Below are 13,503 nucleotides of genomic sequence, written 5' to 3' on the forward strand. Positions count from 1 at the left end.
CCCTTAAGCCCGCAACCCGGCGACGTCAGAATTCAGGATCCCAGTCCACCACCATGCGCCCTGCGGACAAGTCCACCGAACGCACATACGAACCCTGGACGAAAGGAATCAGCCGCTCGCGCTCGCCATCCCTCACCACCACGACATCGTTGGCGCCGGTGGCGAACAGGTGACTGACCCGCCCCAGCTTCACGTCTTCCGTGGTGACGACCTCGAGTCCTTCGAGATCGACCCAGTAATACTCACCTTCCGCCGGAGGCGGCAGCTGCTCACGGGCGACATAAATGTCGGTACCGATCAACGCCGCGGCCTGTTCCCGGTCGTCCACCCCGGGCAGCTGGGCCACCATGCCCTTGCCCTGCGTGCGACCCTTCACTCCGGTGATCTGCGTCTCCACACCCGGCGCTGCACCGAGCAGCCACGGCTGGTAGTCGAAGATCCGCATGCGCGGCTCGGCCCAGGATTCGATCTTGAGCCAGCCCTGCACGCCGTACAGCCCGACGATGCGCCCGATCAGGACGCGCCGACCGGCTGCCGTCATGACTCAGGCAGCCTGCTGCTTGCCGGCTTCCTTGACCAGGGCGGCGACCTTGTCGGTCAGCTGCGCACCCTTGCCCACCCATTCCTTGACGCGCTCGACGTTCAGCTCAAGGCGCTTGTCCTTGCCCGACGCGACCGGGTTGTAATAGCCGATGTTCTCGATGTTGCGGCCGTCGCGCTTGCTGCGCTGATCGGTCACGACGACGTGGTAGAACGGACGGCCCTTGGCGCCACCGCGCGAAAGACGAATCTTGACCATGGTAAAACTCCAGAATTGCCGAATGAGCGGCAGGCACACGAGAGACGTGCGCGGTAAACGGGGCATTTTAGCGGTTTTTCGGGAAAAGGGAAGAGCGGCGCGACCTGGCAGCCACGTCACTGGCGTCATTCCCGCGAAAGCGGGAATCCATCTTGCTGTTGGCTGCAAAAGTCAAAATGGGTTCCCGCTTTCGCGGGAATGACGACCGGCTTCAGGCTAACTCCGGCGATCTTCAGCGCATCGGCGGCAGCCCGCCCATGCCGCCCATGCCCTTCATGGCGCCGCGCATCTGCCGCATCAGGCCCTTCGTGCCGCCCTTGGACAGCTTGGACATCATCTTTTCCATCTGCATGTACTGCTTGAGCAGGCGGTTGACGTCGGCCGGCTGGGTGCCCGAACCGCGCGCCACGCGGGCGCGGCGCGAGCCGTTCAGCAGGTCCGGGTGGCGGCGTTCCTTCTTGGTCATCGAACAGATGATCGCGATCATCTTGTTCATTTCGCCGTCGTTGACCTTGGACTTGACGCTGTCCGGCAGGCCGGACACGCCCGGCAGCTTGTCCATCAGCCCGGCCAGACCGCCCATGTTGCCCATCTGTTCCAATTGGTCCTTCATGTCGTTCAGGTCGAAGCGCTTGCCCTTCATCACCTTCTGGGCCAGCTTCTGCGCCTTGTCCTGATCGACCTTGCGCTCGACTTCCTCGACCAGCGACAGCACGTCGCCCATGCCGAGGATGCGCTGGGCCAGACGATCCGGATGGAACGGTTCCAGCGCGTCGGTCTTCTCGCCGGCACCGAGGAACTTGATCGGCTTGCCGGTCACGTAACGCACCGACAGCGCTGCGCCGCCGCGGGCGTCGCCATCGGTCTTGGTCAGGATCACGCCGGTCAGCGGCAGCGCTTCGTTGAACGCCTTGGCCGTGTTGGCGGCGTCCTGGCCGGTCATCGAGTCGACCACGAACAGGGTTTCGATCGGCGTGATCGCGGCATGCAGCGCCTTGATCTCGGCCATCATCGCCTCGTCCACGTGCAGACGGCCGGCGGTGTCGACAATCAGCACGTCGACCACTTCGCGGCGGGCCGCGGCAACAGCGGCCTTCGCGATGGCGACCGGGTCCTGGCCCGCCTCGGACGGGAAGAACTTCACTCCGACCTGCTCGGCCAGCGTACGCAGTTGCTCGATCGCGGCCGGACGGTAGACGTCGCAGCTGACCACCATCACCTTTTTCTTCTTGCGCTCGGTCAGCAGGCGCGCCAGCTTGGCCACCGTGGTGGTCTTGCCGGCGCCCTGCAGGCCGGCCATCAGCACCACCGCCGGCGGCTGCTGGGCCAGGTTCAGTTCGGTGTTGGCGGTACCCATCACCACGGTCAGCTCGTCGCTGACCACCTTCACCAGCGCCTGGCCCGGCGACAGGCTCTTGATCACGTCCTGGCCGACCGCGCGCACCTTGATCCGCTGGATCAGCGCCTGTACCACCGGCAGCGCCACATCCGCTTCCAGCAAGGCGATGCGCACTTCGCGCAGGGCCTCGCGGATGTTTTCCTCGGTCAGCCGGCCGCGACCGCGCAGGCGATTGACCGTGGTGGAAAGACGTTGGCTGAGCGACTCGAACATGACGGAACCGGCAAACAGGAAAGTCCGCGATTATAGCGGACGGATCGCCCCCGCTCCGCATGCACGCCGGCATGGCCCTGTGCGACACTGCGCGGCTATGACCATCCACGTTCTGGCCCTGACCGCCATCGCGCTCTACCTCGCCGCCGCGGGAGGGCTGGCCCGTCCGTTGCTGAGTGGCGGCAAACCGTTGAACCGGCTGGCACTGGGGCTGGCTGGCGCCGCGGTGCTGGTGCATGCCGGGATCCTGCTGGGCATGCACCGCGGCGCGCTGGACCTGCACTTCTTCGCGGCGCTGTCGCTGGTGGCGTTCGTCGTCTCGGCGCTGACCCTGCTGGTGAACGCCTCGCGCCCGGTTGCCGCACTCGGCGTGATCGTGTTTCCGCTGACCGCCGCGCTCGTCGCGGTGGACAGCTTCCTGGCGCCGGCGACCCTGCCGCAACCGATGGGCTGGCAGATCAAGCTGCATGTCACGGTGGCCCTGGTGGCGTTCGGCGTGCTGTCGATCGCCGCCGCGCTGGCGATTTTGCTGGCGATCCAGGAGCGTGCGCTGCGCCACCGCCAGTTCGGCCGCTGGCTGCGCGCGCTGCCGCCGCTGACGCTGACCGAAGCCCTGCTGTTCCGCCTGATCAGCGCCGGCTTCGTGCTGCTCACGCTGACCCTGCTCACCGGCGTGCTGTTCGTCGACGACCTGTTCAGCCAGCACCTGGCACACAAGACCGTGCTGTCGATCGTGGCCTGGCTGATGTTCGGCGTGCTGCTGTACGGCCGCTGGCGACACGGCTGGCGCGGCGCGCGCGCGGTCAACCTGACCCTGATCGGGATGGCAGCACTGGTGCTGGCGTTCTTCGGCAGCAAGGCGGTGCTGGAACTGATCCTGCATCGCGGCATGTAGCCGCACGCTCAGCGGCAGGCGTCGATCGCCTCGCCCAAGCGCTCCACCCCGACCACGTCCATTTCGCCGACCTTGCCCTTCTTCGGCGCGTTCGCCTTCGGCACGATCGCGCGGCGGAAGCCATGGTGGGCGGCTTCCTTAAGGCGCTCCTCGCCGTTCGGCACCGGACGGATCTCGCCGGACAAGCCCACTTCGCCGAAGGTGACCGTGTGCTCCGGCAATGGCCGGTCGCGCAGCGACGACAGCACCGCCAGCAGCACCGGCAGGTCCGCCGCGGTTTCCTGCACGCGGATGCCGCCGACCACGTTGACGAACACGTCCTGGTCGTAGGCTGCCACGCCGCCGTGCCGATGCAGCACGGCCAGCAGCATCGCCAGCCGGTTCTGCTCCAGCCCGAGGGTGACCCGGCGCGGATTGCCCAGCGAGGATTGGTCCACCAGCGCCTGCACCTCGACCAGCAGCGGCCGGGTGCCTTCGCGCGTGACCATCACGGCGCTGCCCGAGGTCGGCCCCGAGTGCGACGACAGGAAGATCGCCGACGGGTTCGGCACCTCGCGCAGGCCTTTGTCCGACATCGCGAACACGCCCAGTTCGTTGACCGCGCCGAAGCGGTTCTTGAACGCGCGCAGCACACGGAAGCGCGAACCGGATTCGCCCTCGAAGTACAGCACCGCGTCGACCATGTGCTCGAGCACGCGCGGACCGGCGATGCCGCCCTCCTTAGTGACATGGCCGACCAGGAATACCGAGGTGCCGGTTTCCTTGGCAAAGCGCGTGAGCTTGGCCGCCGACTCGCGCACCTGCGATACCGAGCCCGGTGCGGCGGTCAGCAATTCCGTCCAGATGGTCTGGATCGAGTCGATCACCAGCACCCGCGGACGCGTCGCCATCGCCTGTTCGAGAACCCGCTCGATGCAGGTCTCGGCCAGTGCCTGCAGCGGCTCCAGCGGCAGGCCGAGACGTTGCGCACGTGCGGCCACCTGCGACAGCGACTCCTCGCCGGTGACATACACGCTGGGCAGATGTGCGCCCAGCGTACCGAGCATCTGCAGCAACAGGGTCGACTTGCCGATACCCGGGTCGCCGCCGATCAGCACCACCGAACCCTGCACCAGGCCGCCGCCGAGCACCCGGTCCAGTTCGCCGATGCCGGTCAGCGTGCGCGCCTCGGTGGTCAACGCCACCGCGGTCAGCGGCGTGATGCGCGGTGCGCCCGCGGCCGCGCCGGCATAGCTGGAACGCTGCGCCCCCATCGACGACTTCGCTGCCGAGGCCGGCGTCAGCACGATCTCGCTGAGCGTGTTCCATGCCCCGCACTCGACGCACGAGCCCTGCCACTTTGGATGTTCGGCCCCGCAGTCGGTGCAGACATAGGCGGTCTTGGCTTTGGCCATGCGGATTTCCAGCTGGATACGTGAAAGAAGCGAGCTTAGCCCGCGATCATCGCAAACGGCGAGACGCTTCAGCGCAGGAAGCTGTCAGCTTTCGCCGCCGACCACGCGAGTCCCCGCGCTCAATCGAACGATCCGACGAACGAATCCGACGCGTAGTTCACGAACTGGGTGTAGTGGCCGAGGAAAGTCAGCTTGCAGGTGTCGGTGGGACCGTTGCGCTGCTTGCCGATGATGATTTCGGCGACGCCCTTGTCGGGCGATTCCTTGTTGTAGTACTCGTCGCGGTAGATGAACATGATCACGTCGGCGTCCTGCTCGATCGCGCCGGACTCGCGCAGGTCGGACATCATCGGGCGCTTGTCGGCGCGCTGCTCCAGCGAGCGGTTCAACTGCGACAGGGCAACCACCGGCACGTTCAGTTCCTTGGCCAGCCCCTTCAGCGAACGCGAGATTTCCGAGATCTCGGTGGCGCGATTTTCCTTGTTGCCGGGCACCTGCATCAGCTGCAGGTAGTCGATCACGATCAGGCCCAGCCCGCCGTGCTCGCGGTGCAGGCGCCGTGCGCGCGAGCGCAGCTCCACCGGCGACAGGCTGGGCGTGTCGTCGATGAAGATCTTGGCGTCGGAGAGCAGCGCGATCGCGTTGGAGACACGCGGCCAGTCCTCTTCTTCGAGAGTGCCGTTGCGCAGGTGCTGCTGGTGGATGCGACCCACCGAGGAAATCAGGCGGAACGCCAGCTGCGATGAGGACATCTCCATCGAGAACACCACCACCGCCTTCTTGCCGCCCAGCGCGGCGGCCTCGGCGATGTTCAGCGCAAACGCGGTCTTGCCCATCGACGGACGCGCCGCCACGATGATCAGGTCCGACGGCTGCAGGCCGGAGGTGAGCGCATCCAGGTCGGTGAAGCCGGTGCTGACGCCGGTGAGCTGGCCGCGGTTTTCGTAGCGCTCGGTGAGCAGGCGGAACGCGTCCTTCACCGCCTCGCGCATCGTGACGGAATCCTTCTTGCCGCGCGCGCCGGATTCGGCGATGTGGAACACGCGCTGCTCGGCGCTTTCCAGCACCTCGTGCACGCTCTTGCCCTCGGGTCGATAGCCGTCCTCGGTAATCGAGGTGCCGGCGTCGATCAGCTGGCGCAGCACCGATTTCTCGCGCACGATCTCGGCGTACGCGGCGATGTTGGCCGCGCTGGGCGTGCTGTTGGCCAGCTCGATCAGATAACCGGCGCCGCCGACCATCTCGGCCATGCCGTTGCTCTCGAACCAGTCGCCCAGGGTCACCGCGTCGCACGGCATGCCCTTGTTCGCCAGCTCGTTGATCGCGCGCCAGATCAGCCGGTGGTCCTTGCGGTAGAAGTCGTTCTCGGCAAGCCGGTCGGCAACCTTGTCCAGCGCATCCGGCGCCAGCATCAGGCCGCCCAGCACCGCCTGTTCGGCATCGATCGAATGCGGCGGTACGCGCAGCGCCTCGATGGCAGGAGAGGAAGGTTTGCGCTCGGGCACGAAGGACATCGACTTACCTCAGGAGAATTGCCCCACGACCGGCACGCGACACGCCGACACCTCGCGGGTAGTCATACCGACACCATCATGCGCGGCGACGTCTCACCCGTCGAGACAATAAGTCTGTGGATAAGCTGTGCGTTGCTGGGGATAAATCGGCGCGACAAACACACCGCGACGCGCTGGAGCGAACCACTTCCGGGCTTCCCGCCGGCGATCACCCCCGCGATCCCTTCCGCAGAAAGACGACGGGCGCCCTGGGGCGCCCGTCGACTTGCAATCTGGAACAGCGGCTCGCGCTTACTTGTCGCTGACCACGATCACCTTGACCGTGGTCTGCACGTCGGCGTGCAGGCTCACCACCACGTCGTACTCGCCGGTGTTGCGAAGCGGGCCTTCGCCCAGGATCACTTCACCCTTGTGCACGGCCTGACCGGCAGCAGCCAGCGCCTCGGCGATATCGCGCGGGCCGACCGAACCGAACAGCTTGCCTTCCGCACTGGCGTGCGCGGAGATGGTCACCGAGACATCGGCCAGCTTGGCCTTGCGTGCTTCGGCATCGGCCAGTGCCGTGTTGGCCTTGGCCTCGTATTCGGCACGACGCTGTTCGAACGCGGCCAGGTTGGCGGCGTTGACGCGCACGGCCTTGCCCTGCGGCAGCAGGTAATTGCGGCCGTAACCGGGCTTCACGACGACCTTGTCGCCGAGCGTGCCGAGGTTGCGGACTTTCTGCAGAAGAATGAGTTCCATGATGCTTTCCTGTTCGTTAGCACCGGTGTGGCCCGGCGCAGCCAGAGGACGGTTGTCCGAAGGGCCGGGATTCGGGAGACGGGATTCGGGATTCGGAAAAGCGCGATGCGGCGAACCCGCTGCTTTTACCTAATCCCGAATCCCCAATCCCGAATCCCGAACGACGTCATCAGACGTCGTGGTTGTCGGTGTACGGCAGCAGCGAGAGGAAGCGCGCGCGCTTGATCGCGGTCGCCAGCTGACGCTGGTAGCGGGCCTTGGTGCCGGTGATGCGACTCGGCACGATCTTGCCGTTCTCGGTGACGTACTGGCGCAGGGTGTTGAGATCCTTGTAGTCGATCTCCTTCACGTCTTCGGCAGTGAAGCGGCAGAATTTGCGGCGGCGGAAAAACTTGGACATGTTGTGCTCCTGATCAGTCGTCGCTGTCGCGATGGTTGTCGCGGTCATCGCGGTCACGGCCGCGGCCTTCGCCATCACCCTCGTCGTCGCGGCGACGGGTGGACTTGGCATCATCCTTTTCCTTCGACTTCAGGATGAAGGACGGCTCGGTATCGGCCTCGTCGCGACGGATCACCAGATGGCGCAGCACGGCGTCGTTGAAGCGGAAGCCCGACTCCAGCTCGTTCAGTGCGTTCTGGCTTACTTCGATGTTGAGCAGCACGTAATGTGCCTTGGCCAGGTTCACGATCGGATACGCCAGCTGACGGCGGCCCCAATCTTCCAGGCGGTGGATCTTGCCGCCGTCGGTCTCGATCAGCGCCTTGTAGCGCTCGAGCATCGCCGGAACCTGCTCGCTCTGGTCAGGGTGGACCATGAACACAACTTCGTAATGACGCAGGGTCATTGTGGGTTGACTCCTTGTGGATGCGGCCTTGCGGCCTCGCAGCCTCCCGCTGGTGCGGTGAGGCAAGTGTCCTGCCGGCACTTTTCGGTGCGGACAGAAGCGGGATTGTAAGCGGGCCAGGTGGCCACGCGCAAGTTATTGAAGGATAAAGGGGCCAGAGGCGGGTAACGAAGGCGTCAAAACCGGTACGAGCCGCCATGCCACGTCGGAAACCGGCTCCCGCCGCTCGCCCTGCACCCCTGGCTCAACTGACCGTGAAGCTCTCGCCGCAGCCGCATTCACCGGTGGCATTCGGGTTGTGGAACACGAAGCTGGCGTTGAGGCCCTGCCGCTGGAAGTCGATCACGGTGCCCTCGACCATGGCCAGACTCTTGCCGTCGACGATCAGCGGCAACCCGTCCACCTCGACCAGCTGATCGTCTTTGCCGACTACCTCGGCCAGGTCCACCACGTAGGCGAAACCGGAACAGCCGGTGCGCTTGACGCCGAAGCGCACGCCGGCCGCCGTCGGCGTGCCGGCCAGGAAGTGGCGCATGCGTTCGTTGGCAGCGGGGGTGATGGTGATGCTCATGGCGGTGGATCGACCTCGACAAGTGGCCCGGAAAGTCGCGGCGCAGGCAACAGCTACATTATCATGCCGGTTTGGCCTTGCGTGCCGCCACGCACCGCCGTTCATCTATCCACGCGCCGACATGCGGCGCTCCTGCAGGAGTTTCAATCGATGGCCGTGGTCAGTCCGACGCTATGCAGCGTGAAGCAGGCTCTTTCCGGCAAGCTCGACGCCGGCAGCGCGGTGACCGTGCGCGGCTGGGTGCGCACCCGCCGCGACTCCAAGGCCGGCCTGTCCTTCGTCAACGTCACCGACGGCTCCTGCTTCGACCCGATCCAGGCGGTAGTACCGGCCACCCTGGCCAATTACGACAGCGAGGTGAAGCACCTCACCGCCGGCGCCGGCGTGATCGTCAGCGGCATCCTGGTGGCGTCGCAGGGCAAGGGCCAGGCCTTCGAACTGCAGGCGAACGAGGTCATCGTCACCGGCTTCGTCGACGATCCGGAAACCTACCCGATCCAGCCCAAGCAGCACACCATGGAATTCCTGCGCGAGGTCGCCCACCTGCGCCCGCGCACCAACCTGTTCGGCGCGGTGACCCGGGTGCGCCACACCATGATGACGGCGATCCATCGCCACCTCACCGAGCAGGGCTTTTTCTGGATCAACACGCCGATCATCACCACCTCGGATGCCGAGGGCGCCGGCGACATGTTCCGGCTGTCCACGCTGGACCTGGCCAACCTGCCGCGCGACGACAAGGGCAAGATCGACTTCCGCAAGGATTTCTTCGGCCGCGAGGCGTTCCTCACCGTGTCTGGCCAGCTCAACGTCGAGGCGTACGCGCTGGCGATGAGCAAGGTCTACACCTTCGGTCCCACCTTCCGCGCCGAGAACTCCAACACCCCGCGTCACCTGGCCGAGTTCTGGATGGTCGAGCCGGAGATCGCGTTCGCCGACCTCGCCGCCGACGCGGACTGCGCCGAGGCGTTCCTGAAAGCGATCTTCAAGGCCGTGCTGGACGAGCGTCCGGACGACATGGCGTTCTTCGCCGAGCGCGTGCAGCCGGATGCGATCAGCCGGATGGAGGCGTTCATCGCCAAGCCGTTCGAGCGCATCGACTACACCGACGCCATCACGATCCTGCAGAAGTCCGGGCAGAAGTTCGAATACCCCGTGGCCTGGGGCATCGACCTGCAGACCGAGCACGAACGTTACCTGGCCGAGAAACATATCGGCCGTCCCGTGGTCGTGATGAACTACCCCGAGGCGATCAAGGCCTTCTACATGCGCTTGAACGATGACGAGAAGACGGTCGCGGCGATGGACGTGCTGGCGCCGGGCATCGGCGAGATCATCGGCGGCAGCCAACGCGAGGAGCGGCTGGACTACCTCGACCGCCGCATGATCCAGTTCGGACTCGATCCGGCGACCTATGGCTGGTACCGCGATCTGCGCCGTTATGGCACGGTACCGCATGCCGGCTTCGGCCTCGGCTTCGAGCGCCTGCTGGTCTACATCTGCGGCCTGTCCAACATCCGCGATGCCATCCCCTACCCCCGCGCCGCCGGAACGGCCGAATTCTGAGCAACCCAACCGCCATGTCGCTTCGACCCCCCGCCATCGCCGCCGTGCTGGCCCTCGCTGCCTTGCTGGGCGGCTGCCACACGGCCAAGGCCTTGCTGCCGCCGAACCTGCGCCCGCCGTCGGAAAATACCGGCGACGCGCTGAAGCTGGCCCAGTTGCAGCTGATGCAGGCCGCGCCGTGCTGCAGCAGCTTCGCCGACTTCTCCTACCGCAGCATGCTGCCGTGGCAGCCGCAGAAGTTCGTGCTGGGCAGCGGCAGCATGGTCGCCAACCTCAATGGCACGCAAAGCTACTTCCTCGCCTTCCGCCTGCCGGCCGACGTGAAACTGCCGTACAAGGTCGCCCTGAAGTCGGAATTGAACGGCCGCTGGCTGCACGCCAGCTACCTGTTCGCGCCCACCGTGGTACTGCTGGACGAGGGCTTTCAGCCGATCCGCTCCGAGGACATCGGGCTGTGCGAACACATGGGCTGGAGTGACGAGACGAGCGGCGCCTTCGGCAGCCTGAAGATCGACAGCGCGCAGGCGCGTTACCTGCTGGTCTACAGCTCGGCCGAGCAGCAGTCGGGCAAGACCTACTGGGAACAGTCGCCCGCCTCGATCTCCAGTTCCACCACCGCGTCGCTGCAGATGAACTCCGCCGGCAGCTTCAGCATCCCGCACGGCCCGGACGGCGCGCTGTGGGTCGGCATGATGAACAAGACCTACGAAAAGGCCCTGGCCAACGCGATCTGCAAGAAGGCGGCGAAGGGCGGCGGCGTGCTCAACACCCTGCGCACCGCGTTGCCGCTGCCCTGGAGCAACGGCAACAACGGCAAGGCCAACCACCCCAGTTCGCCATGATCGTCCTCTATCTCGCGCTGCTGGCCAGCGGCGTCGGCCTGTTCGTGCTGTCGTACGTGGCGCCGTTCCGGGTCGCCGCGCTGCTGCGCAAACGCTATCCGCAACACTGGCAGGTCATCGTCGCCGCCGCGCAGGGCCGGCTTTCCGGATTCCGCGTCTGGGCCCGCATGCAGCAGATCCTGCGCTCCCCGGCCCTGCCCGCGCTGGGCGACACCGCCATCGACCGCTGGTGCCTGGTATGGCGTTACAGTCAGTGGATGGGCTGGCTCTGCTGGCTCGCCGCGCTGGCGATGCGGCTGTGGCTGCACTGAGGGAACAAGACATGCAACTGGATCTGAGTGGACGTCATGCGCTGGTTTGCGGCGCCTCGCAAGGCATCGGTCAGGCCAGCGCGATCGAACTGGCCGAACTGGGTGCCAGCGTCACCTTGCTGGCGCGCTCGGCCGACAGGCTCAAGCTGGTTGCCGAAAGCCTGCCGCGGACGCATGCCGGGCAACGGCATGACTGGCGCAGCGTGGACATGCTGGACACCGCCAGCCTGCAGGCGACGGCTATCGACATCGCCGCCGGCGCCGCGGTGCATATCCTGATCAACAACACCGGCGGGCCACCCAACGGCCCGGCGCACAGCGCGGAACCCGCGGCCTTCGAGATCGCGTTCCGCCAGCATCTGCTAGCCGGCCAGACCCTGCTGCAGGCGCTGCTGCCCGGCATGCGCGCCAGTGGCTACGGTCGCATCGTCAACGTGATCTCCACCTCGGTGAAGGAACCGATCGCGGGGCTGGGCGTGTCCAACACCGTGCGCGCCGCCGTCGCCGGCTGGGCCAAGACCCTGTCCGCCGAACTGGCCGCCGACGGCATCACGGTCAACAACGTGCTGCCCGGCTACACCCGCACCAGCCGCCTCGACAGCCTGCTCGCCGCGCAAGCCGCCGCCAGCGGCCGCGACGGCGACGTGATCGCCCAGGCCATGCTGACAACGGTACCCGCCCGCCGCTTCGGCGAAGCCAGCGAAGTGGCCGCCGTGATCGCGTTCCTGTGCACTCCCGCCGCCGCCTACGTCAACGGCGTCAGCATCGCGGTGGATGGCGGCCGCACGCGCGCGTTGAGTTGAGCCCGGGCCAACGCTTCGGCGCGCGCCACCCGCTTCCCATCTCGCCCCGCGCATACGCCGGCGTCCGGTGCAATTGCGGCACGCTGGTTTTAAGCTTGTCCCGATGTCCATCCCGCGCCTAGCCAATCTGATCGACGGTCGCCTGCAGGCGCCCCACCACGATGCATGGCTGGAGGTGCACGAGCCGGCCACCGGTGCGGTATTTGCGCACTGCCCCGATTCCGGTGCGGCGGACGTCGCCGCTGCGGTCGCCGCCGCCAGCCGTGCCGCGCCTGGCTGGGCCGGCACGCCGATCGAACAGCGCGCACACCTGCTGCAGCGGCTGGCCGACTTGGTCGAGGCGCGGCTGGAGGAGTTCGCCGCGCTGGAATCGCGCGACAACGGCAAGCCGCTGAGCCTCGCGCGCCGGCTCGACATCCCGCGCGCGGTCAGCAACCTGCGTTACTTCGCCGCCGCGATCATCGGCTGGGGCAGCGAATCGCACGCGATGGAAGCCGGCGCCATGGGCACCGGCGCGATCAACTACACCTTGCGCCAGCCGCTCGGCGTGGTCGGCTGCATCAGTCCGTGGAATCTGCCGCTGTACCTGTTCACCTGGAAGATCGCGCCGGCCCTGGCCGCCGGCAACACGGTGGTGGCCAAGCCGTCGGAAGTGACGCCGTGCACCGCCGCCCTGCTCGGCGAGCTGAGCATCGAGGCCGGCTTTCCGCCCGGCGTGCTGAACATCGTGCAGGGCCGCGGCCCCAGCGTGGGCCAGGCGCTGGTGGAGCATCCGGCGGTGAAGGCAATCTCCTTCACCGGCAGCACGGCCACCGGCACGCGCATCGCCAGCGCGGCCGCCGCGCAGTTCAAGAAAGTCTCGCTGGAAATGGGCGGCAAGAATCCGGCGATCGTGTTCGCCGATGCCGATCTTTCCGACGCGAACCTGGACACCATCGTGCGCTCGGGCTTCGCCAATCAGGGCGAGATCTGCCTGTGCGGCTCGCGCCTGCTGGTGCAGCGCTCGATCCTCGAAGCCTTCCGCGAACGCTACCTCGCGCGCGTGCAGGCGCTGCGCGTGGGCGATCCGGGCGACGCCGACAGCGACCTCGGCGCGATGGTCTCGCAAGCGCACTACGACAAGGTGCTCGGCTGCATCGAACAGGCCCGCGCCGAAGGCGGCCACGTGCTGTGCGGCGGCGAGGCGATCACATTGCCCGGCCGCTGCGCCGACGGCTGGTTCATCGCGCCGACCGTGATCGAAGGCCTGTCGTCCGCGGCGCAGACCAACCAGCAGGAGATCTTCGGCCCGGTGGTCAGCCTGATCCCGTTCGAGGACGAGGCCGAGGCGCTGGCGATCGCCAACGACAGCCGCTACGGCCTGGCCGCCTCGCTGTGGACGCAGGACCTGTCCCGCGCGCACCGGCTCGCCGGCCAGCTCGAATTCGGCATCGTGTGGATCAACTGCTGGCTGCTGCGCGACCTGCGCACGCCGTTCGGCGGCGCCAAGCAATCCGGGCTCGGTCGCGAAGGCGGCAGCGAAGCGCTGCACTTCTTCACCGAGCCGAAAAACATCTGCATCGCCTACGGCGCGTCGTCCGTACAACCCTAGGGCGCACGCGCATGCGCGA

General features: G+C 66.7%; 15 protein-coding genes. 6 read left to right on the plus strand and 9 right to left on the minus strand.

Going from position 1 to position 13,503, the window contains the following annotated elements:
* Positions 1-25 precede the first annotated feature (25 nt).
* The 3 genes from rimM to ffh all read right to left on the minus strand — a co-directional run bounded on the left by rimM (position 26) and on the right by ffh (position 2,411).
* Positions 26-541, minus strand: a complete 516-nt coding sequence (gene rimM / locus ASG75_RS05635) for a ribosome maturation factor RimM (RefSeq protein ID WP_056386478.1) — start codon at positions 539-541, stop codon at positions 26-28.
* A gap of 3 nt (positions 542-544) precedes the next feature.
* On the minus strand, positions 545-799 hold the full coding sequence (gene rpsP / locus ASG75_RS05640; RefSeq protein ID WP_056386481.1) for a 30S ribosomal protein S16: 255 nt from the start codon (positions 797-799) through the stop codon (positions 545-547).
* Positions 800-1,031: 232 nt separating this feature from the next.
* Positions 1,032-2,411, minus strand: coding sequence for a signal recognition particle protein (gene ffh / locus ASG75_RS05645; protein WP_056386483.1), 1,380 nt, complete (start codon positions 2,409-2,411; stop codon positions 1,032-1,034).
* A gap of 97 nt (positions 2,412-2,508) precedes the next feature.
* Here ffh and ccsA point away from each other — a divergent pair, with 97 nt between their 5' ends.
* The gene (gene ccsA, locus ASG75_RS05650; RefSeq protein WP_056386485.1) at positions 2,509-3,306 is read left to right on the plus strand and encodes a cytochrome c biogenesis protein CcsA; all 798 of its coding nucleotides are present in this window, start codon (positions 2,509-2,511) and stop codon (positions 3,304-3,306) included.
* An 8-nt stretch (positions 3,307-3,314) separates the two neighbouring features.
* On the opposite strand, the gene radA is transcribed toward ccsA, so the two are convergent.
* The 6 genes from radA to ASG75_RS05680 all read right to left on the minus strand — a co-directional run bounded on the left by radA (position 3,315) and on the right by ASG75_RS05680 (position 8,371).
* The gene (radA, locus tag ASG75_RS05655; protein WP_056386486.1) at positions 3,315-4,700 is read right to left on the minus strand and encodes a DNA repair protein RadA; all 1,386 of its coding nucleotides are present in this window, start codon (positions 4,698-4,700) and stop codon (positions 3,315-3,317) included.
* A 119-nt stretch (positions 4,701-4,819) separates the two neighbouring features.
* Positions 4,820-6,214 carry a replicative DNA helicase gene (locus tag ASG75_RS05660; RefSeq protein ID WP_056386488.1) on the minus strand — a complete coding sequence of 465 codons (1,395 nt, stop codon included), beginning with the start codon at positions 6,212-6,214 and terminating at the stop codon, positions 4,820-4,822.
* A gap of 291 nt (positions 6,215-6,505) precedes the next feature.
* Entirely contained in the window at positions 6,506-6,955 is a 450-nt protein-coding gene (rplI, locus tag ASG75_RS05665; protein WP_056386490.1) for a 50S ribosomal protein L9, read from the minus strand.
* 169 nt (positions 6,956-7,124) lie between these two features.
* Complete coding sequence (rpsR, locus tag ASG75_RS05670; RefSeq protein ID WP_007081973.1) at positions 7,125-7,355, minus strand: 30S ribosomal protein S18; 231 nt, start codon at positions 7,353-7,355, stop codon at positions 7,125-7,127.
* Between the two features lie 13 nt (positions 7,356-7,368).
* Positions 7,369-7,800: a 30S ribosomal protein S6 gene (gene rpsF / locus ASG75_RS05675; RefSeq protein ID WP_056386493.1), complete on the minus strand. Its 432-nt coding sequence runs from the start codon at positions 7,798-7,800 to the stop codon at positions 7,369-7,371.
* A 244-nt stretch (positions 7,801-8,044) separates the two neighbouring features.
* Complete coding sequence (locus ASG75_RS05680; protein ID WP_056386495.1) at positions 8,045-8,371, minus strand: iron-sulfur cluster assembly accessory protein; 327 nt, start codon at positions 8,369-8,371, stop codon at positions 8,045-8,047.
* 150 nt (positions 8,372-8,521) lie between these two features.
* On the opposite strand from ASG75_RS05680, the gene asnS reads away from it, so the two are divergent.
* The 5 genes from asnS to ASG75_RS05705 all read left to right on the plus strand — a co-directional run bounded on the left by asnS (position 8,522) and on the right by ASG75_RS05705 (position 13,484).
* Complete coding sequence (gene asnS, locus ASG75_RS05685; protein ID WP_056386498.1) at positions 8,522-9,937, plus strand: asparagine--tRNA ligase; 1,416 nt, start codon at positions 8,522-8,524, stop codon at positions 9,935-9,937.
* A 14-nt stretch (positions 9,938-9,951) separates the two neighbouring features.
* A complete protein-coding gene (locus ASG75_RS05690; RefSeq protein WP_056386500.1) occupies positions 9,952-10,779 on the plus strand; it encodes a MalM family protein in 828 nt (275 codons plus the stop codon).
* Positions 10,776-11,090, plus strand: coding sequence for a hypothetical protein (locus ASG75_RS05695; protein WP_056386502.1), 315 nt, complete (start codon positions 10,776-10,778; stop codon positions 11,088-11,090). Before ASG75_RS05690 ends, ASG75_RS05695 begins: the two co-directional genes overlap by 4 nt.
* A gap of 11 nt (positions 11,091-11,101) precedes the next feature.
* Entirely contained in the window at positions 11,102-11,893 is a 792-nt protein-coding gene (locus tag ASG75_RS05700; RefSeq protein WP_056386504.1) for an SDR family oxidoreductase, read from the plus strand.
* 103 nt (positions 11,894-11,996) lie between these two features.
* Complete coding sequence (locus tag ASG75_RS05705) at positions 11,997-13,484, plus strand: aldehyde dehydrogenase (RefSeq protein ID WP_200935603.1); 1,488 nt, start codon at positions 11,997-11,999, stop codon at positions 13,482-13,484.
* Positions 13,485-13,503: the final 19 nt, after the last annotated feature.

The organism is Rhodanobacter sp. Soil772 (assembly GCF_001428385.1).
Taxonomy (GTDB): domain Bacteria; phylum Pseudomonadota; class Gammaproteobacteria; order Xanthomonadales; family Rhodanobacteraceae; genus Rhodanobacter.

Bases quoted from the DNA above. Each gene is read 5' to 3' on its own strand.
- rimM (WP_056386478.1), bottom strand. From the start codon at position 541: ATGACGGCAGCCGGTCGGCGCGTCCTGATCGGGCGCATCGTCGGGCTG.
- rpsP (WP_056386481.1), bottom strand. From the start codon at position 799: ATGGTCAAGATTCGTCTTTCGCGCGGTGGCGCCAAGGGCCGTCCGTTC.
- ffh (WP_056386483.1), bottom strand. From the start codon at position 2,411: ATGTTCGAGTCGCTCAGCCAACGTCTTTCCACCACGGTCAATCGCCTG.
- ccsA (WP_056386485.1), top strand. From the start codon at position 2,509: ATGACCATCCACGTTCTGGCCCTGACCGCCATCGCGCTCTACCTCGCC.
- radA (WP_056386486.1), bottom strand. From the start codon at position 4,700: ATGGCCAAAGCCAAGACCGCCTATGTCTGCACCGACTGCGGGGCCGAA.
- ASG75_RS05660 (WP_056386488.1), bottom strand. From the start codon at position 6,214: ATGTCCTTCGTGCCCGAGCGCAAACCTTCCTCTCCTGCCATCGAGGCG.
- rplI (WP_056386490.1), bottom strand. From the start codon at position 6,955: ATGGAACTCATTCTTCTGCAGAAAGTCCGCAACCTCGGCACGCTCGGC.
- rpsR (WP_007081973.1), bottom strand. From the start codon at position 7,355: ATGTCCAAGTTTTTCCGCCGCCGCAAATTCTGCCGCTTCACTGCCGAA.
- rpsF (WP_056386493.1), bottom strand. From the start codon at position 7,800: ATGACCCTGCGTCATTACGAAGTTGTGTTCATGGTCCACCCTGACCAG.
- ASG75_RS05680 (WP_056386495.1), bottom strand. From the start codon at position 8,371: ATGAGCATCACCATCACCCCCGCTGCCAACGAACGCATGCGCCACTTC.
- asnS (WP_056386498.1), top strand. From the start codon at position 8,522: ATGGCCGTGGTCAGTCCGACGCTATGCAGCGTGAAGCAGGCTCTTTCC.
- ASG75_RS05690 (WP_056386500.1), top strand. From the start codon at position 9,952: ATGTCGCTTCGACCCCCCGCCATCGCCGCCGTGCTGGCCCTCGCTGCC.
- ASG75_RS05695 (WP_056386502.1), top strand. From the start codon at position 10,776: ATGATCGTCCTCTATCTCGCGCTGCTGGCCAGCGGCGTCGGCCTGTTC.
- ASG75_RS05700 (WP_056386504.1), top strand. From the start codon at position 11,102: ATGCAACTGGATCTGAGTGGACGTCATGCGCTGGTTTGCGGCGCCTCG.
- ASG75_RS05705 (WP_200935603.1), top strand. From the start codon at position 11,997: ATGTCCATCCCGCGCCTAGCCAATCTGATCGACGGTCGCCTGCAGGCG.